The organism is Micromonospora sp. NPDC020750, assembly GCF_044334565.1.
GTDB lineage: Bacteria > Actinomycetota > Actinomycetes > Mycobacteriales > Micromonosporaceae > Micromonospora.
Window position 1 is genome coordinate 361,577 of record NZ_JBIRTH010000003.1, and the last position, 18,468, is coordinate 380,044.

Annotated in this window: 17 protein-coding genes; 12 read left to right on the plus strand and 5 right to left on the minus strand. The window is 72.8% G+C overall.

The annotated features are described in order from the left end of the window. The first annotated feature begins 4 nt into the window (after window positions 1-4). The 4 genes from ACH4T9_RS11855 (at window position 5) to ACH4T9_RS11870 (ending at window position 4,042) form a co-directional block, all read left to right on the plus strand. Window positions 5-904, plus strand: a complete 900-nt coding sequence (locus ACH4T9_RS11855; RefSeq protein ID WP_396671044.1) for a TIGR01777 family oxidoreductase — start codon at window positions 5-7, stop codon at window positions 902-904. Window positions 905-1,032: 128 nt separating this feature from the next. After that, window positions 1,033-2,862: a DUF2079 domain-containing protein gene (locus tag ACH4T9_RS11860; protein WP_396671045.1), complete on the plus strand. Its 1,830-nt coding sequence runs from the start codon at window positions 1,033-1,035 to the stop codon at window positions 2,860-2,862. A gap of 69 nt (window positions 2,863-2,931) precedes the next feature. Continuing rightward, a complete protein-coding gene (gene lipB / locus ACH4T9_RS11865; RefSeq protein ID WP_396671046.1) occupies window positions 2,932-3,579 on the plus strand; it encodes a lipoyl(octanoyl) transferase LipB in 648 nt (215 codons plus the stop codon). Window positions 3,580-3,649: 70 nt separating this feature from the next. Further along, window positions 3,650-4,042, plus strand: a complete 393-nt coding sequence (locus ACH4T9_RS11870) for a VOC family protein (RefSeq protein WP_396671047.1) — start codon at window positions 3,650-3,652, stop codon at window positions 4,040-4,042. A gap of 297 nt (window positions 4,043-4,339) precedes the next feature. Here the strand turns inward: ACH4T9_RS11870 and aspS are convergent, their stop codons facing one another. After that, entirely contained in the window at window positions 4,340-5,626 is a 1,287-nt protein-coding gene (gene aspS / locus ACH4T9_RS11875; protein WP_396671467.1) for an aspartate--tRNA(Asn) ligase, read from the minus strand. Window positions 5,627-6,086: 460 nt separating this feature from the next. On the opposite strand from aspS, the gene lipA reads away from it, so the two are divergent. From lipA to ACH4T9_RS11890, 3 genes are all read left to right on the plus strand, one after another. Beyond that, window positions 6,087-7,094 carry a lipoyl synthase gene (gene lipA, locus ACH4T9_RS11880; RefSeq protein WP_396671048.1) on the plus strand — a complete coding sequence of 336 codons (1,008 nt, stop codon included), beginning with the start codon at window positions 6,087-6,089 and terminating at the stop codon, window positions 7,092-7,094. A 152-nt stretch (window positions 7,095-7,246) separates the two neighbouring features. Beyond that, the gene (locus ACH4T9_RS11885; RefSeq protein WP_396671049.1) at window positions 7,247-8,734 is read left to right on the plus strand and encodes an NAD(P)/FAD-dependent oxidoreductase; all 1,488 of its coding nucleotides are present in this window, start codon (window positions 7,247-7,249) and stop codon (window positions 8,732-8,734) included. Window positions 8,735-8,794: 60 nt separating this feature from the next. Then, on the plus strand, window positions 8,795-9,484 hold the full coding sequence (locus ACH4T9_RS11890; RefSeq protein WP_396671050.1) for a DUF4191 domain-containing protein: 690 nt from the start codon (window positions 8,795-8,797) through the stop codon (window positions 9,482-9,484). Window positions 9,485-9,623: 139 nt separating this feature from the next. Here the strand turns inward: ACH4T9_RS11890 and ACH4T9_RS11895 are convergent, their stop codons facing one another. Then, entirely contained in the window at window positions 9,624-10,040 is a 417-nt protein-coding gene (locus tag ACH4T9_RS11895) for an RDD family protein (protein WP_396671051.1), read from the minus strand. A 252-nt stretch (window positions 10,041-10,292) separates the two neighbouring features. Between ACH4T9_RS11895 and glnA the strand changes: the two genes are divergently transcribed. From glnA to ACH4T9_RS11910, 3 genes are all read left to right on the plus strand, one after another. Next, complete coding sequence (glnA, locus tag ACH4T9_RS11900) at window positions 10,293-11,717, plus strand: type I glutamate--ammonia ligase (protein WP_396671052.1); 1,425 nt, start codon at window positions 10,293-10,295, stop codon at window positions 11,715-11,717. 148 nt (window positions 11,718-11,865) lie between these two features. Then, a complete protein-coding gene (locus tag ACH4T9_RS11905; protein ID WP_396671053.1) occupies window positions 11,866-12,228 on the plus strand; it encodes a PadR family transcriptional regulator in 363 nt (120 codons plus the stop codon). Beyond that, complete coding sequence (locus ACH4T9_RS11910) at window positions 12,225-13,223, plus strand: hypothetical protein (RefSeq protein ID WP_396671054.1); 999 nt, start codon at window positions 12,225-12,227, stop codon at window positions 13,221-13,223. The genes ACH4T9_RS11905 and ACH4T9_RS11910 overlap by 4 nt, the downstream gene beginning before the upstream one ends. Window positions 13,224-13,287: 64 nt before the next feature. On the opposite strand, the gene ACH4T9_RS11915 is transcribed toward ACH4T9_RS11910, so the two are convergent. From ACH4T9_RS11915 to mptB, 3 genes are all read right to left on the minus strand, one after another. Beyond that, window positions 13,288-13,752, minus strand: coding sequence for an SRPBCC domain-containing protein (locus ACH4T9_RS11915; protein ID WP_396671055.1), 465 nt, complete (start codon window positions 13,750-13,752; stop codon window positions 13,288-13,290). 14 nt (window positions 13,753-13,766) lie between these two features. Further along, window positions 13,767-14,126 (minus strand): ArsR/SmtB family transcription factor, encoded by a 360-nt coding sequence (locus ACH4T9_RS11920; protein ID WP_396671056.1) that lies wholly within the window; start codon window positions 14,124-14,126, stop codon window positions 13,767-13,769. Between the two features lie 568 nt (window positions 14,127-14,694). Continuing rightward, the gene (mptB, locus tag ACH4T9_RS11925; RefSeq protein WP_396671057.1) at window positions 14,695-16,107 is read right to left on the minus strand and encodes a polyprenol phosphomannose-dependent alpha 1,6 mannosyltransferase MptB; all 1,413 of its coding nucleotides are present in this window, start codon (window positions 16,105-16,107) and stop codon (window positions 14,695-14,697) included. 44 nt (window positions 16,108-16,151) lie between these two features. On the opposite strand from mptB, the gene ACH4T9_RS11930 reads away from it, so the two are divergent. Next, window positions 16,152-17,738, plus strand: coding sequence for a hypothetical protein (locus ACH4T9_RS11930; protein WP_396671058.1), 1,587 nt, complete (start codon window positions 16,152-16,154; stop codon window positions 17,736-17,738). A 280-nt stretch (window positions 17,739-18,018) separates the two neighbouring features. Further along, on the plus strand, window positions 18,019-18,408 hold the full coding sequence (locus ACH4T9_RS11935) for a peptidase inhibitor family I36 protein (RefSeq protein ID WP_396671059.1): 390 nt from the start codon (window positions 18,019-18,021) through the stop codon (window positions 18,406-18,408). Window positions 18,409-18,468 lie beyond the last annotated feature (60 nt).

Consider the following 18,468-nt stretch of genomic DNA (forward strand, 5'->3'; position numbering starts at 1 on the left):
GGGTATGCGCATCCTCATGGCCGGCGCGTCCGGCTTCCTCGGTACCCGGTTGGTCGACCGCCTGAAAGCCGACGGGCACCAGGTCACCCGCCTGGTCCGGCGGGCGGCGCGTACCACCGACGAGCGACGGTGGAATCCGTCCGGCGCGCAGCTCGACCCGGCGGTGGTCGCCGACGCCGACGCCGTGGTCAACCTGGCCGGCGCGGGCGTCGGAGACAAGCGGTGGAACGACGCGTACAAGCGGCTGATCCGGTCCAGCCGGGTCGACACCACCACCACGCTGGCCATCACGATCGCCGGCATGCCGGCCGCCGACCGCCCGGCGGTGCTGCTGAACGCCTCGGCCGTCGGCTGGTACGGCAACACGGGCGACCGGGTGGTCGAGGAGGACGCCCCGGCGGGCGAGGGCTTCCTCGCCGACGTGTGCCGGGTCTGGGAGGCGGCCACCCGCCCGGCCGAGGACGCCGGGGTACGGGTGGTCCGGCTGCGTACCGGGCTGCCGCTGCACCGCGACGGCGGGCTGCTCAAGCCGCAGCTGCTGCCGTTCAAGCTGGGCGTCGCGGGGCGACTCGGCAGCGGCCGGCAGTGGCTGCCGTGGATCTCGATGGTCGACTGGCTGCGCGTGGCGCAGTTCCTGCTGGACCGCGACGACGTGGCCGGCCCGGTCAACGGGGTCGGCCCGGCCCCGGTCACCAACGCCGAGTTCACCAGGGAGTTGGCCCGCCGGCTGCACCGCCCGGCGGTCGTGCCGATCCCGGCGCTGGCCCTGAAGGTGGCCCTCGGCGGTTTCGCCCAGGAGGCGCTGACCAGCGCCCGGGTCCTCCCGGGGGTGTTGACCCGGGCGGGCTTCACCTACCGCCATCCCGACCTGCCGGGCGCCCTGCGCGCCGCCCTGCACGACTGAGCCCGGGGCCCTCGACGCCGAGGGACCCCGCGCAACCCCGTCGGCAGTTGCGCAGCTCCGGGGACTGCAAGCGGCCAAGCCTCCGTGTCTGACCGGCGGGTCCAGGTCCGGTTGGTAACGTCCGCTGCGTGCCGTCCTCCCCGTCCCCGGCCACCGGACCGACGCCCGCCCCCGCCGCCACCCCGGCACGCAGCCGCGACCGGCGGGCCGACCTCGCCGTCGTCCTCGTCGCGCTGGCGCTCGCGGTCTGGGTGACCAGCGGGCTGTGGCGGGACCCGGACCAGCGGGCGATCACCGTGAACTCCAGCGACCAGGCGCTGTTCGAGTGGCTACTCGCCTTCGGCGGGCACGCGCTCACCCACGGCGAGAACCCGCTGTTCACGTACCTGATCAACGTCCCCGACGGGGTGAACCTCGCGGTCAACACCTCGATCACCGTGTACGCCGCGGTGTTCGCCCCGCTGACGTACCTGGTCGGGCCGCCGGCGACGTTCCTGGTGATCCTCACCCTCAACCTGGCCGCCACGGCGGTGGCCTGGTACCTGCTGCTGTCCCGGCAGTTCGTCCACAGCCGGCTCGCGGCGGCGATCGGCGCGCTGTTCGTCGCGTACTCCCCCGGCATGGTGTCGCACGCCAACGCCCACCTGAACTGGACGGCCGGCTGGCTGGTTCCGCTGTTGGTCTGGCGGCTGTTCGCGCTGCGCCGCTCCGGGCACTGGCTGCGCGACGGGATCGTGCTCGGAGTCGCCGTAGCGGCGGCCTTCTCCATCGCCGCCGAGGGGCTGTTCTTCACCGCCCTGGCGCTCGGCGTCTTCCTGCCCGTCTGGGCGCTGCACCCGAGCCGGCGGGCCGCCGCCCGGGCCGCGCTGCCCACCTTCCTGCGCGGGCTGGGCGTCACCGCGCTGACCGCCGGGGTGCTGCTGGCGTACCCGCTGTGGCTGCACTTCGCCGGGCCGCAGCGGTTCCACGGCACCGGCTTCGACCCGATCGTCCACTCCGAGGACGTTGCCGCGTACGGGGCGTACCCGCGCCGGTCGCTGGCCGGCGAGGCCGGGCTGGGCACCTCGCTCGCGCCCAACCCGACCGAGGAGAACTCGTTCTTCGGGGTGCCGCTGCTGCTGCTCGCCGCCGTCTGCCTCGGCTACCTGTGGCGGCGGGACCGGGCCCGCCGGGCCACCGTGTGGGCGCTGGGCGTCACCGGCGTGGTCTTCGCGGTGCTGTCCTGGGGCCCCCGGGCCAAGTGGAACGGCGAGCGCACCGACCGGCCGCTGCCGTTCCTGTTGCTGGACAACCTGCCGGTGGTCAACGCCGCCCTGCCGTCCCGGCTGGCCCTGGTGGTGGCCCCGGTGATCGGGCTGCTGCTGGCGTACACCGTCGACCGGCTGCGCGCCGACCCGCCCCGGCACCGCGCCACGTCCGCCGCCTGGGGCCTCGGCTTCGCGGCGGCGCTGCTGCCGCTGCTGCCCACCCCGCTGCTGACCAGCGCCCGCGAGCCGGTGCCGGCGTTCGTCACGGCCGGCACCTGGCGACAGTACGTCTCCCCGGGCGGGGTGCTCACCCCGCTGCCGCTGACCCTCGACGTGACCCCGGACGGGCAGCGCTGGCAGGCGTACGCGCTGGCCCACCGGCAGGGTGAGTTCCGCATCCCGGCCGGGTTCTTCCTCGGCCCGGGCGGCCCGGACGGCCGGGGCCGGATCGGCCCGCCGCCGCGCACCTTCGACACCCTGATGCACCAGGCCGGCCAGACCGGGCTGGTGCCGATCATCACCGAGGGCAGCATTGAGGAGTCCCTGGCCGACCTGCGGTACTGGGGCGTCGAGGTGGTGGTGCTCGCTGACCGGGTGCACGGCGCCAAGTACGACCTCGACGAGGAGGCCCTGCGCCGCACCGCCACCGCCCTGCTCGGCCCCCCGCAGCGCGTCGACGACGTCTGGCTGTGGAAGGTTCCCCCGGCCTGACCCCCGGCACGTCGGTGGTGAGCCGGCTCACCGCAGGTGACCGGCCGGTACGGGGCTAGGCTGGTGGGCGTGACCGCGACGATTCCGGGGCTGACCGCCGTACGTGCAGGGGTGCTCGACTACCAGGCCGCGTGGGACGAGCAGCGGCGGCTGCACGAGTCGGTGGTGGCCGGCGAGCGCGGCGACACGGTGCTGCTGCTGGAGCACCCGAGCGTCTACACCGCGGGCAAGCGCACCGAGCCGTGGGACCGGCCGATGGACGGCACCCCGGTCGTCGACGTCGACCGGGGCGGCAAGATCACCTGGCACGGCCCGGGGCAGCTCGTCGGGTACCCGATCGTGCGGCTGCCCGACCCGGTGGACGTGGTCGCGTACGTGCGCCGCACCGAGCAGTTGTTGATCGATGTCTGCGCCGAGTTCGGGCTGGCCGCCGGCCAGGTCGAGGGGCGCAGCGGCGTCTGGGTGCCCGAGGACGCGAAGGGCCCGGCCCGCAAGGTGGCCGCCATCGGCATCCGGGTCGCCCGGGGAGTCACCCTGCACGGCTTCTCGATCAACTGCGACTGCGACCTGGCGTACTTCGACCGGATCGTGCCGTGTGGCATCCGCGACGCCGGGGTCACCTCGCTCACCGCGGAACTGGGCCGCCCGGTCACCGTCGCCGACATGCTGCCGGTCGTCGAGCGCCACCTGTCCGCCCTGGTCACCCTGCCCGCCTGAGCCCGCCCAGGCGCGGCGGCCTTCTAGGCTCGACAGGCTTCCATGCTCGACAGGCTTCTAGGCTCGGCGGATGCAGATCGACCTCGTCACCCTCGTCGTCGCCGAGTACGACCCGGCCATCGCCTTCTTCACCGAGCTGCTCGGCTTCGAGCTGGTCGAGGACAGTCCCTCGCTGACCAACGACGGCCGCCCGAAGCGCTGGGTGGTGGTCCGCCCGCCAGGCGCGCGGACCGGCCTGCTGCTGGCCCGCGCCGACGGGGAGCGGCAGGAGGCTGCGGTCGGCGACCAGACCGCCGGCCGGGTCGGCTTCTTCCTCCGGGTCGACGACTTCGAGTCCACCCACCGCCGCCTCGTCGACGCGGGCGTCGAGTTCGTCCGGCCTCCGCGCACCGAGCCGTACGGCCGGGTGGCCGTCTTCCGCGACATCGCCGGCAACCCCTGGGACCTCCTCGGCCCGGCCTGACCCACGACCGACCACTCCGTTGACGCACCGGCACCACCCGTCCCCAGCACCCACCCCTCCCACTCGCTTTGCTCTGCACCCACCGACGCAACAGTTACTGCACGTGCCTGTTGCGCCGGTGGGTGCAGAGCAAAGGGGCGGAGTGGGGGGTTGAGGTGGGCGGGGTCGACGCAGGTCAGGGATAGCCGTGGCGGGGTGGCCTGAGGCAGCCAGCCCGCCACGGCTGACGGTGGGTGACGGGGACGCGCGACCGGCCGGGCCGTGACGCCGCGTAGGCGCCGAGCAGGAATCGGCCGCTCAGGGGGTGAGCCGGTGCAGGTCACGGGGGAATGCGGTGACCTCGCGGACGTTGGCCGCGCCGACCAGGCGGGCGACGAAGCGTTCCAGCCCGATCGCGAAGCCGCCGTGCGGCGGCATGCCGTGCCGGAACGCGTCGAGATAGCCCGCGTACGGTCCGACCGGCTCGCCGCGCGCCGCGAGGGCGGCCAGGTAGTCGTCGTACCCGTGCAGGCGCTGCCCGCCGGTGACCAGCTCCAGCCCTCGGAACAGCAGGTCGAAACCGTTGGAGTACGCCGGCCGGGCCGGGTCGGGGTGGGTGTAGAACGGCCGCTTCGCCATCGGGTACCCGGTGACGAAGAGGAACTCCGAGGAGTGCTCGGCGCGGGCCCACTCCCCCAGCGCCCGCTCGTGGGCGGGGGCCAGGTCCGGCTCGTCGGCCGGGGCGCCGGCGATCCGCAGGGCCTCGGTGAAGTGCACCTCCGGGATCCGCGCCGGCACCTCCGGCGGGGTCACGCCCAGCGTGGCCAGGGCGGCGCCGGCCCGGTCCGCCACGGTCGCCAGCATCCCGGCGAGGGTGTCCCGCAGCACGGCCATGACGTCGCGGTGGTCGGCCACGAAGCCCAGTTCGGCGTCGAGCGAGGTGTACTGGGCGAGGTGCCGGACGGTGTCGTGCGGCTCGGCCCGGAACACCGGCCCGACCTCGTACACCCGCTCGAAGACGCCCACCATGAGCTGCTTGTAGAACTGCGGCGACTGGGCCAGGTACGCGGGCCGGCCGAACCAGTCCAGCGCGAAGACGTTCGCGCCGGACTCGGTCGACGAGCCGACCACCTTCGGGGTGTGGATCTCCACGAAGTCACGGGCGTCCAGGGCGGCCCGGAAGCCGGCCACCGCCGCCGCCGAGATCCGCAGCGCCGCCGAGCGGGTCGGGTGGCGCAGCGCGACGGGCGCGTGGTCGAGCTGGGTGGGCAGGCTCGCGGTCAGCGCCGGCCGGTACAGGTCGAACGGGGGCGGGACGGCGGGCGGGCCGAGCGGTCGTACCCTCGGGTCGGTCAGCTCGACCCCGGCGGGGGCCGCCGGGTTCGCGGTGGCCGTGCCGAACACCTCGACGACGGTCTCCTCGGTGAGCGCCTCGACGGCCGCGCGGACGGCCGGGTCGGTGACCACGACCTGGGTCAGACCGGCGGCGTCCCGCACGATCAAAAACGTCACCGACTTGAGCAGCCGGCGGCGGTGCACCCAGCCGGCGACCCGGACGGTCGCGCCGGCGTGGGCGGGGAGCTGGGTGGACAGGATGCGTTGCACGGCGGGCTGCTCCTCGATCAATCGCAACGCCTTCGCCGCCGCAGGGCGGCGAAGCATCGCCTCAGCCCCGGGAGGCGTGGGCGAGCGGGTCCTCGCGGTGCCACCACACCTTCGCCACCGCTCGCGCGGGGGCCTCATTCGTCGCCTGATGACCGGGGCCAGCCGGGCGGGCTCTACTGGGCGGGCGACGACAGGGCTGCCGCGCACACGCCGTTCTTCCCGCAGCTCGGGAGGGTCTTCGCGCGCCGACGCCAGACCGCCTCGCAGCGAACGGCGGCTCTCTCGACTGGCGGGGCGGCGCGCTACTCGGCTCCGTCACAGCTTTGCCGCAAGCTAGCACCCTGCGCGGGGCGGGTAACGGGATTTTCGGCGGTGGCGGTGGGCGGCGTCACAGGGATCAGGGGGTGACGACCGTCGCCTCACGTCCATCGACAGCGACCGTCCGGCGTAGGCTCGATTCGTGACGATCGAGCACTTCGCGCCGACGACGCCCCCGACCGAGCAGCCGACGACCAGCCCCGCTGCGCGTACCGCCACGGTCGCCCCCGAGGGGCGGCGCATGCTGCGGATCGAGGCGCGCAACGCCGAGACACCGATCGAACGCAAGCCGCCGTGGATCAAGGTCAAGGCCAAGATGGGGCCGGAGTACACCCAGCTGCGCGGGCTCGTCTCGCGCGAAGGGCTGCACACCGTCTGCCAGGAGGCCGGCTGCCCCAACATCTACGAGTGCTGGGAGGACCGGGAGGCCACCTTCCTCATCGGTGGCGACCAGTGCACCCGGCGCTGCGACTTCTGCCAGATCGACACGGGCAAGCCGGCCGAGTTCGACGCCGACGAGCCGCGCCGGGTGGCCGAGTCCGTGGTGTCGATGGGCCTGCGCTACGCCACGATCACGGGTGTCGCCCGCGACGACCTGCCCGACGGCGGCGCCTGGCTGTACGCCGAGACGGTCCGCCAGATCCACGCGCTCCAGCCGGGCTGCGGCGTGGAGCTGCTGATCCCCGACTTCAACGCGGTCCCCGAGCAGCTCGCCGAGGTCTTCGGCTCGCGCCCCGAGGTGCTGGGGCACAACGTCGAGACGGTGCCCCGGATCTTCAAGCGGATCCGGCCTGCGTTCCGCTACGACCGCTCGCTGGACGTGATCCGGCAGGCCCGCGCCGACGGCCTGGTCACCAAGAGCAACCTCATCCTCGGCATGGGCGAGGAGCGGGCCGAGGTGTCCCAGGCCCTGCGCGACCTGCACGAGGCGGGCTGCGAGCTGATCACCATCACGCAGTACCTGCGCCCGACGCCCCGGCACCACCCGGTGACCCGCTGGGTCAAGCCGGAGGAGTTCGTGGAGCTGCGCGAGGAGGCCGAGGAGATCGGGTTCGCCGGGGTGATGAGCGGTCCGCTGGTGCGCTCGTCGTACCGGGCCGGCCGGCTCTACCGACAGGCGCTGGACGCCCGCGACGCCGTCCGCGCCTGACCCGTCGGCCCGGCGCGCACCGGGGCCGGACGGACGTACGCCGGGTCCACAGCGGCCCGATCACGTGCTAAATTTCCGCGCGCCCCGGCACTCGACGTCCCACCCAGCGGGGCGGCACTTGCCGTCAGGCGTCGAAGATGGTGAATTTAGTCATGCCCCTGCCACATACGGTGATCATCGGTGCCGGTCCCGCCGGCCTGACCGCCGCCTACGAACTGACGAGGCGGAACGCCCCCGTCGAGGTGCTCGAGACGGACGACGTGGTGGGCGGGATCAGCCGCACCGTCGAGCGGGACGGCTGGCGGTTCGACATCGGCGGGCACCGGTTCTTCACCAAGGTGGCCCGGGTCGAGGCGTTCTGGCACGAGGTGCTGCCCGACGGCGACTTCCTGTTGCGCCCCCGGATGAGCCGGATCCACTACCGGGGCCGGCTGTTCGACTACCCGCTGCGGGCCGGCAACGCGCTGGGCAACCTGGGGATCGTCGAGGCGGCCCGCTGCGTCGGGTCGTACCTGTGGGCGCGGATGCGACCGCCCGCGGACCAGAGCAACTTCGAGGGCTGGGTGTCGGCCCGCTTCGGCACCCGGCTGTACCGGATGTTCTTCAAGACGTACACGGAGAAGGTCTGGGGCATCCCGGCCACCGAGTTGCAGGCCGACTGGGCGGCCCAGCGGATCCGCAACCTGTCGCTGGCCGGGGCGGTGCGCAACGCGCTGCTGCCCCGCCGGGCCCGGGCCGACATCACCAGCCTGATCGAGGAGTTCCAGTACCCACGGCTCGGCCCGGGGATGATGTGGGAACGCTGCGCCGAACTGGTCACCGAGGCCGGCGGCGTGGTGACGCTGGGGGCCCGGGCGGCGACCGTGCACCGCGCCGACGGCCGGGCGGTCGCGGTGACCGTGGCCGGGCAGGGCGGCACGCGCCGGGTCGCCGCCGACCACGTGATCAGCAGCATGCCGCTGCCCGCGCTGGTCCGGGCCGTGGACCCGCCCGCGCCGCCGGAGGTGCTGGCCGCCGCCGACGCGCTGCGGCACCGCGACTTCCTCACCGTGGCCCTGGTGGTGCCGGCCGCCGCCGGCTTCCCGGACAACTGGATCTACGTGCACACCCCGGGGGTACGGGTCGGCCGGGTGCAGAACTTCGGCTCCTGGTCGCCGTACCTGGTGCGGGAGGGGTTCACCTGCCTGGGGCTGGAGTACTTCGTCGACGTCGGCGACGACCTGTGGGACGCCGCCGACGACGAATTGATCGCCCTGGGCACCGCCGAACTGGAGGCGCTCGGGCTGGTCGACGCCGGTGCGGTCTCCGCCGGGTACGTGGTCCGGATGCCGAAGGCGTACCCGCTCTACGACGCCGGGTACGAGCAGGCCGTGGAGACCGTCCGCGCCTGGCTCGCCGAGGCGGTGCCGAACGTGCACCCGGTCGGCCGCAACGGCATGCACCGCTACAACAACCAGGACCACTCGATGCTCACCGCGATGCTGACCGTGGAGAACATCCTCGACGGCGACGAGCACGACGTGTGGACGGTCAACGTCGAGGAGGAGTACCACGAGCAGGCCGGCGGCCCCCCGGCAGCCGGGTCCACCGGCCGGCACGGCACCGGCCGCGCCGCGCCGGTCCTGCCCCGCCGATCCTGACCGGCCGGAGCACCGGGCGCGGATCAACCCCGTTGTACGGCGACCACTAGACTCTGCGACATGGCAAAGCCCCAGGAGAAGGTCTCGTTCGGCCAGCGGCTGAAGCAGATCGGGATGGTGTTCCAGTTCACCGCCAAGCAGGACCGGTGGTTCGCGCCGCTGACCGCCGGCGCGGTGCTGATCCCGCTCGCGCTGACCGTGGTCGCGGTGATCCTCTGGGGCTGGTTCTGGCTGCCGCTGGGCATCCTGATCACCCTGCTCGCCGTGCTGATCGTGCTCAACCTGCGGTCCAACAAGGCGATGATGAACGCCGCCGAGGGGCAGCCCGGCGCGGCGGCGCAGATCATGGAGAACATGCGGGGCGACTGGCGGGTCACCCCCGCCGTCAGCGCCACCACCCAGATGGACATGGTGCACCTGGTGATCGGGCGCCCCGGCGTGATCCTGCTGGCCGAGGGGAACCCGCAGCGGGTCCGCGGCCTGCTGGGGCAGGAGAAGCGGCGGCTGACCAAGGTCATCGGCTCCGCCCCGCTCTACGACTACGTGATCGGCCAGGCCGAGGGCGAGCTGCCGATCCGCAAGCTGCGAATGACCCTGATGCGGCTGCCGCGCAGCCTCAGCGGCAAGGACGTCAACGCCCTCGACAAGCGGCTCAAGGCGCTCACCGCCCGCCCACAGATGCCCAAGGGCGCGATCCCGAAGAACATGCGCCCACAGCGCAACGCCTTCCGCCAAACCCGAGGCCGCTAACCCCCCCCCCCCCCCCGTGGGCCGCACGCCCACCCCCCGCCTGCAAGACGCGCTATTTCACGGAAAGAGTGGTCTCTCGGCGACGGGAGGCCACTCTTTCCGTGAAATAGCGCGCTTTCCGTGTAGGGGCGCGGCGAGATCACTCGGGCCGAGGAGCGGCCGGGCGGGGGGCGGGGGTGATGGCCGAGCCGGTTAGGCGGTCGTGCAGGCCGCGGCGGTGCTCGTCCATGATCAGGGCCGGAACCACCAAAGCCAGCAGGACGCCGCGCAGCAGCGCGCGGACCAGCCCGATCCGACCGCCGTCGGCCCAGGACAGGCACCGGATCCGGGTGATGTACATGCCGGGGGTCTGGGCGAACAGTCCGAGGAAGAGGGCGTACTCGACGATCAGCACCACGACGGGGGCCCAGCCGTCGCGGACCGGGTCGGCGAAGAAGTTGGACACCAGCAGACAGAGCACCCAGTCGATCACCAGGGCGCCGAACCGACGGCCCAGGGTGGGCGGGACGAAACCGGGGTCGGTGGCGGGGGGCGCGGGCTGCTGCGGCGTGGTCACAGTCGCCAAGGGTAGTCAGGCACGCCGCGATGGTCGGATCGGCACCGGCCGCCGAATCGGACCAATGGCGGTAATCTGCGGTACAACGCCGCGCCGAGTATCCTCCGAACGGACAACGGATGGCTACTGACCGGCGAAGATGACGCAGCGCGAGCGACGTAACACGACAGAAACACTGAAGATACGGCCGGGCAACCGCGCGGTCATAGCGTCGCCAGGAGCCAGCCACCCGTGGACGTGCCAGGAGGACGTGTGTTCGCCAATCCCGAGGAACTCCTGCGATACCTCAAGAATGAGGACGTAAAGTTCGTCGACGTACGTTTCTGTGACCTGCCCGGCGTGATGCAGCACTTCAACCTGCCGGTGGAGTCCTTCGACGACAGCGTCTTCAACGACGGTCTCGCCTTCGACGGGTCGTCGATCCGCGGCTTCCAGACGATCCACGAGTCGGACATGCTCCTGCTCCCGGACGTCGCCAGCGCGTTCATCGACCCCTTCCGCGCGCAGAAGACCCTCGCGCTCAACTTCTTCGTCCACGACCCGTTCACCCGCGAGGCGTACTCCCGGGACCCGCGGAACGTGGCGAAGAAGGCCGAGGCGTACCTTGCCGCCAGCGGCATCGCCGACACCGCGTACTTCGGCGCCGAGGCCGAGTTCTACATCTTCGACTCGATCCGCCACGAGACCTCGGCGCACCAGTCGTTCTACTACATCGACTCGATCGAGGGCGCCTGGAACTCGGGCCGCGAGGAGCCGGGCGGCAACCGCGGGTACAAGACCCCGTACAAGGGCGGGTACTTCCCGGTGCCGCCGGTCGACCACTACGCCGACCTGCGCGACAGCATGGTCCGCCGCCTGGTCGACGCCGGTTTCACCGTGGAGCGGTCGCACCACGAGGTCGGCACCGCCGGCCAGTCGGAGATCAACTACAAGTTCTCCACCCTGCTGCAGTCGGCCGACCAGCTCCAGCTCTTCAAGTACCTGATCAAGAACGAGGCCTGGGTCAACGGCAAGACGGCCACGTTCATGCCGAAGCCGCTCTTCGGCGACAACGGCTCGGGCATGCACACCCACCAGAGCCTGTGGCTGAACGGTGAGCCCCTGTTCTACGACGAGACCGGCTACGCCGGCCTGTCCGACATGGCCCGCTGGTACATCGGCGGCCTGCTGCACCACGCCCCGTCGCTGTTGGCCTTCACCAACCCGACGATCAACTCGTACCGCCGTTTGGTGCCCGGCTACGAGGCGCCGGTCAACCTGGTCTACTCGCAGCGCAACCGGTCCGCCTGCACCCGCATCCCGGTGACCGGCAGCAACGCGAAGGCCAAGCGCGTCGAGTTCCGGGTGCCAGACCCGTCGAGCAACCCGTACCTCGCCTTCTCGGCGATGATGATGGCCGGCCTGGACGGCATCAAGAGCAAGATCGAGCCGCCGGAGCCAATCGACAAGGACCTGTACGACCTGCCGCCGGAGGAGTGGGGTTCGGTCAAGCAGGTTCCGGGCTCGCTGCCCGAGGTGCTCGACGCGCTCGAGGCCGACCACGACTACCTGCTCGACGGCGGCGTGTTCACGCCGGACCTGATCTCCACCTGGGTTGGCTGGAAGCGGGCCAACGAGGTCGACCCGGTGCGCCTGCGCCCGACCCCGCACGAGTTCGCGATGTACTTCGACTGCTGAGCCCTCGGGTCAGCACGCTCCTCCAGCACCGGCCGGGCCGGCTCCGCAGCGCGCGGGGCCGGCCCGGCCGTCTTTCGCCCGTCACCCGATACGCCGCCCGCAGATGCACCGCCCCCCGATATAACTTCGCGTCCGATACATTGAGGGCGTGGACACACCGCTGCGCGAACCAACATTCCTGATCCTCACCGCACTGGCCGGGGAGCCGATGCACGGCTACGGGCTGATCGGCGAGGTCGCCGCCATCTCCGACGGGCGCGTCTCGCTGCGCCCCGGCACCCTCTACGGCGCCCTGGACCGGCTGGTCGACGCCGGCCTTGTGCAGGTCGACCGGGAGGAGATCGTGGACGGCCGACTGCGCCGCTACTACCGCCTCTCCCCTGCCGGCGACGCCACCCTCACGGCCGAGACCGAGCGGCTGCGCCGCAACGTCGAGGCGGCCACCGCCCGGCTGAGCCGCCGGGCCGCCGCCCGGGCGGGCACCGCACGCCTGGCGGGAGGGCTGGCATGAGCGGAAACGAAGGGGCTCGCACGGGCGAGCTGGAGCGCCGCTACCGGCGGCTGCTGTGGGCGTACCCGTCGGCGTACCGGCGGGACCGGGGTGCCGAGCTCGTCGGAACGTACCTCGATCTCGCGAGCGAGGGCCGGCGTCGGCCTTCGCTCGCGGACGCCGCCGACCTCGTGGGCGGCGGCCTCCGCGAGCGGCTGCGGGTCGCCGGCACCGCCGGCCTGCTCTCCGGGGTACGCCTCGCGGCCGTCCTCGCCTTCCCCACCGCGGCCGCCCTCGCGGCCGGGTGGTCGGTGCTGGAAGCGCACCCGCCGGCCCCGGAGTTCCAGCTGCGAACGTTCGGCCCGTTCGCCAGCCTGGGCGTGGTGGCCTGGGCCGCCTGGCTGGTCGCCGCCGTCACCCACGCGCTCGCCCCGGCCCGGCACGCGCGCTCGCTGATCGGTCTGGCCGTGCTGCTCACCGCGCTCGTGGTGCCGGCGGCGGCGCTGACCGGCGCGCCCCGGCCGCCGCTGTCCGTGCTGGTGCCGCAGCTCGCGCTGGGCCTGCTGGCGCTCGCCCTGCCGGACCGGCTGCCCCTGTGGGTCCGCCTCACCCCGGCAGCCGTCGCCGCCCTCGCCGCCGTGCTCGCCGTCCGCCGGCTCGCGCCCGAGGACGGCTACGTCAGCTACCACAGCTTCGCCCTGGGGTCGCTGGGCGCCGTCGGGGGCGCGCTGCTGATCGTCGCGCTGGCGCTCGCGCTCGCCCTGGCCCTCCGCCGGGACACCCGAGGCGCCTGGGCGCTGCTGGTGCTGCTCACCCCAGCCGGCCTGCTCTCGGTGCGGGAGCTGGCCGAGCAGTTCGTCGGGCGGAACCCGTACTGGGCGGCCCTGGCCAGCATTGCCGCGGCCGTCACCCTGCTCGGCCCCGCCCTGGTGTTGTTCGCGCTGGCGGCTCGCCGCGGCCGGCCACTTTCGGGGCGGTCGGGCGGCTGCTGCCCCACCTGCGGCGCGGCGCGCTGAACGGTCGGTGGCCCCGCCCCGCCCCGACCGACGAGGGCGGGCGGGGCGGGGCTGCCGCCCCCGTTCAGCGGGCGAGCAGGGCGTCCAGCTTGCCGAAGGAGCTGCCCCAGCCCTCCCGGGCGCCGGCCTCGATCTCCCGGGTGTACGGGCCCTGGCACAGCACGAGGCGGGTCTTGTCGTCGCCCTCGTCGTGGAACTCGATCCGCATCTCCAGCCGGGCCCCGTCCGGGAAGCCGGGGACGCCGTGCACCTCCTCGTGGCCGACGAGCAGCTCGTTCTCGACCACCTCGCTGAACGTGGCGTCGACCGGTGAGCTGAAGCTCGGGTCGGCGTCGTTGACCATGACGAACCGCTGGTGGCCGCCGACCCGGGCGTCGACGCTGACGGTCTCCCGGGGCACAGAGAAGCCCACCGGGCCGAACCACTGGGCGAGCTGGTCGGGGTCGGTGAACGCCCGGTAGACCAGCTCGCGCGGCGCGTCGAAGATCCGGGTGATGACCAGCATCTCGGTGACTTCGGTCTCGCTCATGGCGTTGTCCTCTCTCATTGCTTGCTCTCGTCGTCGGTGGGTGCCGCCTGTGCCTGCCGCATCCGCCGCAGGTGCGCGTCGAGCCGGTCGAAGTTCGCGTCCCAGAACCGCCGGTACCGCTCCATCCAGGCCGTGGCCTCCCGCAGCGGCTCCGGGTTGAGACTGCTGGAGCGCCACTGGGCGGACCTGCTCCGGGAGATCAGCCCCGCGTGTTCGAGCACCTTCAGGTGTCGGGAGATCGCCGGGAGGCTGATCGCGAACGGCTCGGCCAGCTCCGTCACCGTGGCGTCCCCCTCGGCGAGCCGGGCAAGGATCGCCCGGCGGGTCGGGTCCGCCAGCGCCGCGAAGATGACGCTGAGTCGATCGGTAGCCACGCTCTTAACCACCTCGTTAATTAACTTGTCGATTAAACATAGAGGTGGCACCCCTCTCCGTCAAGCACCTCCGGCAACCCCGATGTGGCGTGCCACAACACGGTCGGCGCAGCACGGTCGGCGCAGCACGGTCCATGGGGAGCGGGGGGTCGGGGGTCGGAACGCTAGGGAGCTGCGACACGACCCAGCACGGCACGACCGAGCACGGCACGACCCAGCACGGCACGGCACGGCACGGCACGGCACCGCACCGCACCCGAATGAAAGGCAGCGACAAGGCCACGTACACGCGCGGCACAAAGACAGGGACGGGGTGGGCGCGCAGACGGGGCAACTCCATAGGCGCGCGATGGTGTGCCCACTCCGGCCCGGACGCCGGGGACATACCCCCGGAAAACCGAGCTTCTCATCGGGACATCGCCCGGCCCGCCGCCCTGACGGCGAGGACGGCTCAGCTCCGACGGCAGTCAGCGGGGCTGAGCGAGCTGCCGTCCCGTCGACGTTGGGGCGCGTACGGGTCGCACCCGGTCGACGGGCGCCTCGGGGGCGGTCACCGGCGCACCCCGGTTCAGTCGGCTCCTGCGGCAGCGGGGGTCGGGGTGCGGTCGGCCCTCGCCGACCGTACCCATCGCACGACCACCCAGATCAGCAACAGCGTCATCAGCGGCGCACCGGGCACCTTGGTGTACCGGGCCAGGCCGGTGCCGTCCGGCAGCACCAGGAATGATCCGACCAGCGCGACCCCGGCGAACCACGTGCCCCGCCTGGCGGTGGCGGCGAGCACCGTCAGCGGCCAGATCCAGTACCAGGGGTGCACGATCGGGGAAAGCGCGACGGTGGCGGCCAGCGCCAGGCCGGCGTGGAAGAACGGGTCGCGGGTGCGGGCCCGCCACCAGAGCCAGACCAGCAGCACGGCCAGCACGACCAGGCCGACGGCCCGGGTCACCGGCAGCGCGTCGACGTGCGCCCCGAAGATCACCGCGACGTAGCCGACGGTCTGGCCGACGGCCGTCGAGGGCGACGTCCAGGCGATCACGTCGCCCCCGCTCTCCAGGCCACCGATCCAGCCGAAGTCCAGGCCACCGGCGTAGGTCACCCCGACCATCGTGGCGACCGCTCCCACGACCACCGGTGCACCGTCACGGAGCAGGGTCCGGATCCGGTACGGCCCGGCCATCGCGGCCAGCGCGGCGAACGGGATCACCACCAACCCGGTGATCTTGATCGATACGGCCAGGCCGAGCAGCACCCCGCCGGCCAGCAGCGGGCCGGGCCGCCCGGGCCGGGCGGCCACCACGGCCAGACCGGCGACCAGCAGGCCGACCATCAACGCGTCGTTGTGCGCACCGGCCACCAGGTGCACACCGATGAGCGGGCTGGCCAGGGCCAGCCAGAGCGCCCGCCCGACGGGGACCCCGCAGCGGCGGGCCAGCACCGGCAGGCAGGCGGCGGTCAGTGCCACCCCGGCGACCGCGAGCAGCCGGAACGCGACGACGGCGGCGGTCAGCGAACCCGTCGCCTTCACCACCGCCCCGGCGAGCACCACGAACAGCGGCCCGTACGGGGCCGGGGTGTCCCGCCAGATGTACGAGATGGAGTCCAGCCACGGGCAGGGCAGCGCGGACACGCCCTGCTCGTACGGGCTGATCCCGTTGGCGTAGCTGGCGCCCTGGCAGGCGTACGCGTAGACGTCCCGGCTGGCCATCGGCGGGACGACCAGCAACGGCAGCAGCCAGAGCCCGACGGTGACCAGGGCCCAGCGCGCGGACGGCGTCCCGTCCCGCAGCGACCACCACGCCCAGGCCATCAGGGCGGTGCCGAGTAGCCAGGCTGCGATGATCAGCGGCCCGTTCGGCCCCTGCCAGATACTGACCGGGGTGGGGCGCAGGTCACCCTTCGGGAACGCCCCGCCGAGGTACGCGGACAGGGCGAGCAGCAGGGAACCGGTCAAACCCGTCCAGCGCGCGAGGTGGTGAGGCACGCCCGCCATGCTGCCAGTACGGTGGTCGCGGTACGGAGGTGGGCATGCGACGCGGTGCGGTGGTGGCGGTGTCCGCCGGGTTTGCGGCCGTCCTGGGCGTGGGGTACCTGCTCCTGCCGAGGATGGGCTCCGACCTCTCGGCCCAGGTGGCCCGCGCCGACTTCTTCGCCGCGCACGGCCCCGCCCTGGTGGACCTGCGGTGGTACGGCGGCATCCAGCCCCTCGGCTACAGCCTGGTCTCCCCGCCGGTGATGGCTGTCCTCGGCGTCCGGGTGACCGGCGTCCTCGCGCTGGTGGGCGCGGCGGCGGCGTTCGCCGCGCTGCTGGTGCGTACCGGGGTGCCCCGCCCGCTGCTCGGCGGCCTGGTCGGGGCGGCCACCATCGCCGGCAACCTCGTCTCCGGCCGGGTCACCTACGGCCTCGGCGTGGCGTTCGGGCTCGCCGCACTGCTCGCGCTCACCCTGCCGACGAGCGTGCCCCCTGGCCGCCGCTGCCTGCGTGTCGGGCTGGCCGCTGCCGCAGCGCTGCTGGCCTCGGCGACCAGCCCGGTCGCCGGCCTGTTCGTCGGGCTGGCCGGGGCCGCGCTGCTGCTCACCCGCCGGTACGGCGACGGCCTGCTGCTCGGGGTCGCCGCGGCGGCCCCGCTGGCCGTGACCGGGCTGCTGTTCGGCGAGGGCGGCTGGATGAACATCAGCCGTACCGACACCCTGCGCGCCGTGCTGGCCAGCCTGGTGGTGGCCGCGCTGGTGGCGTACCGGCCGGTCCGGGTGGGCGCGCTGCTGTCGGCGGCCGGGGTGCTGCTCGCCGCGCTGGTGCACACGCCGGTCGGGCTGAACGCGACCCGGCTGGTGGTGATGTTCGCGCTGCCGGTGCTGGCCGCCGCCGCCCGGCTGCCGGAGCGGGCCACCTGGCGGCTGCCGGCCGCGCTGCGTCGGGGCGGGGCGGCCGGCACCGCCCTGGCGGCGCTGCTGGCCGCCGTCTGCTGGTGGCAGCCCCCGGTGGTGCCGGCCGACCTGCGTGGCGTCGGCGGCCCGACGACCGAGCCGGCCTACTTCGCCCCGCTGCGCGCCGAGCTGGCGCGACGTGGGCTCACCGGGCGGGTCGAGGTGCCGCCGACCCGCGACTACTGGGAGGCTGCCCTCCTCGGCGACGTCCCGCTGGCGCGGGGCTGGTTGCGACAGGCCGACATCGCCCGCAATCCGCTCTTCTTCACGACCGTGCCGGGCGCCGCCGGGACCGGCGTTCCGCTGACCGCCGAGAGCTACCGGGCCTGGCTGGCCGACAACGCCGTGCAGTACGTCGCCGTGCCCGACGCCGACCTGTCCTGGGTGGGGCGCGCGGAGGCGGAACTGGTCGACGGCGGGCTGCCGTACCTCACCGAGGTCTGGTCCGAACGGCACTGGCGGCTCTACGCGGTGTCCGACCCGACGCCGCTGGTGGCCGCCCCCGGGGAGTTGATGGGGCAGGACGCCGCGTCGCTGACCTTCCGCATGTCGGGCCCCGGCACGGTCCGGATACGGATGCGACACAGCCGCTGGTTGCGGGTGGACGGTCGGGCGACGCTCGCCCCGGACGGCGCATGGACCGTGGTGACCGTGCCAAGCGCCGGCAACTACCGCCTCACCGACTGACCCGCTCCCCACGGTAACCGGGAAACCACTTATTGCATCGAAAGGTCTTGACGCCAAAATTGCCCTCACGTAGGTTGATGACACAACAGCAGGCGCACGGGGGCTACTGGATAAAACGCTTGTTGGGTGATCGTGGGAATCGTGTCCCACTCACCCGGATGCGGCATGCCTAAATTTCTCGACATCGTCAGTCGACAATGTCGATCGAAGGCTGCCCGCCGGCCGGTCACGAACCGCGCCGCGGCCGTACCCCCCGCCGCCACCAACGGGAGGAAACACCATGCGACACATCGGGACCAAGCTCGCGGGCCTCGCCCTCGTCGGCACCGCCGTCCTCGCCGGTGCGCCGGCCCAGGCGGCAGGGCCGTCCACGACGGACGCGATGGCCCTGAGCTGCCCCTCCACCGGCGCCCTCTGCCTGTACAAGGACGCCGGCTTCGGGAACATCCTGGACGTGCTCAACGGCAGCGCCAGCCTGGTCAACAGCAACGCCGACAACGCGGTCACCTCGGTACGCAACCGGGGCAACTGCGCCTACAAGCTCTACAAGAACGGCGACCGCTCCGACACGCCCATCACCGTCGGCGCGCACACCGAGGTTTCCAACCTCGGGACCTTCTGGGGCTTGCAGTGGAACGACTCGATTAGCTACGCGCAGATCTGGTGCTGACGGAAGAAATCGTCAGGGCGAAAATCGTTTGCCGGCGCGCGGACTTCGGCAGGGAACTCA

Coding starts and splice junctions, on each gene's coding strand:
- ACH4T9_RS11915 (WP_396671055.1), bottom strand. CDS start 13,752: ATGAGCGAGACCGAAGTCACCGAGATGCTGGTCATCACCCGGATCTTC.
- ACH4T9_RS11870 (WP_396671047.1), top strand. CDS start 3,650: ATGCAGATCGACCTCGTCACCCTCGTCGTCGCCGAGTACGACCCGGCC.
- ACH4T9_RS11855 (WP_396671044.1), top strand. CDS start 5: ATGCGCATCCTCATGGCCGGCGCGTCCGGCTTCCTCGGTACCCGGTTG.
- ACH4T9_RS11890 (WP_396671050.1), top strand. CDS start 8,795: ATGGCAAAGCCCCAGGAGAAGGTCTCGTTCGGCCAGCGGCTGAAGCAG.
- ACH4T9_RS11935 (WP_396671059.1), top strand. CDS start 18,019: ATGCGACACATCGGGACCAAGCTCGCGGGCCTCGCCCTCGTCGGCACC.
- ACH4T9_RS11930 (WP_396671058.1), top strand. CDS start 16,152: ATGCGACGCGGTGCGGTGGTGGCGGTGTCCGCCGGGTTTGCGGCCGTC.
- ACH4T9_RS11910 (WP_396671054.1), top strand. CDS start 12,225: ATGAGCGGAAACGAAGGGGCTCGCACGGGCGAGCTGGAGCGCCGCTAC.
- ACH4T9_RS11885 (WP_396671049.1), top strand. CDS start 7,247: ATGCCCCTGCCACATACGGTGATCATCGGTGCCGGTCCCGCCGGCCTG.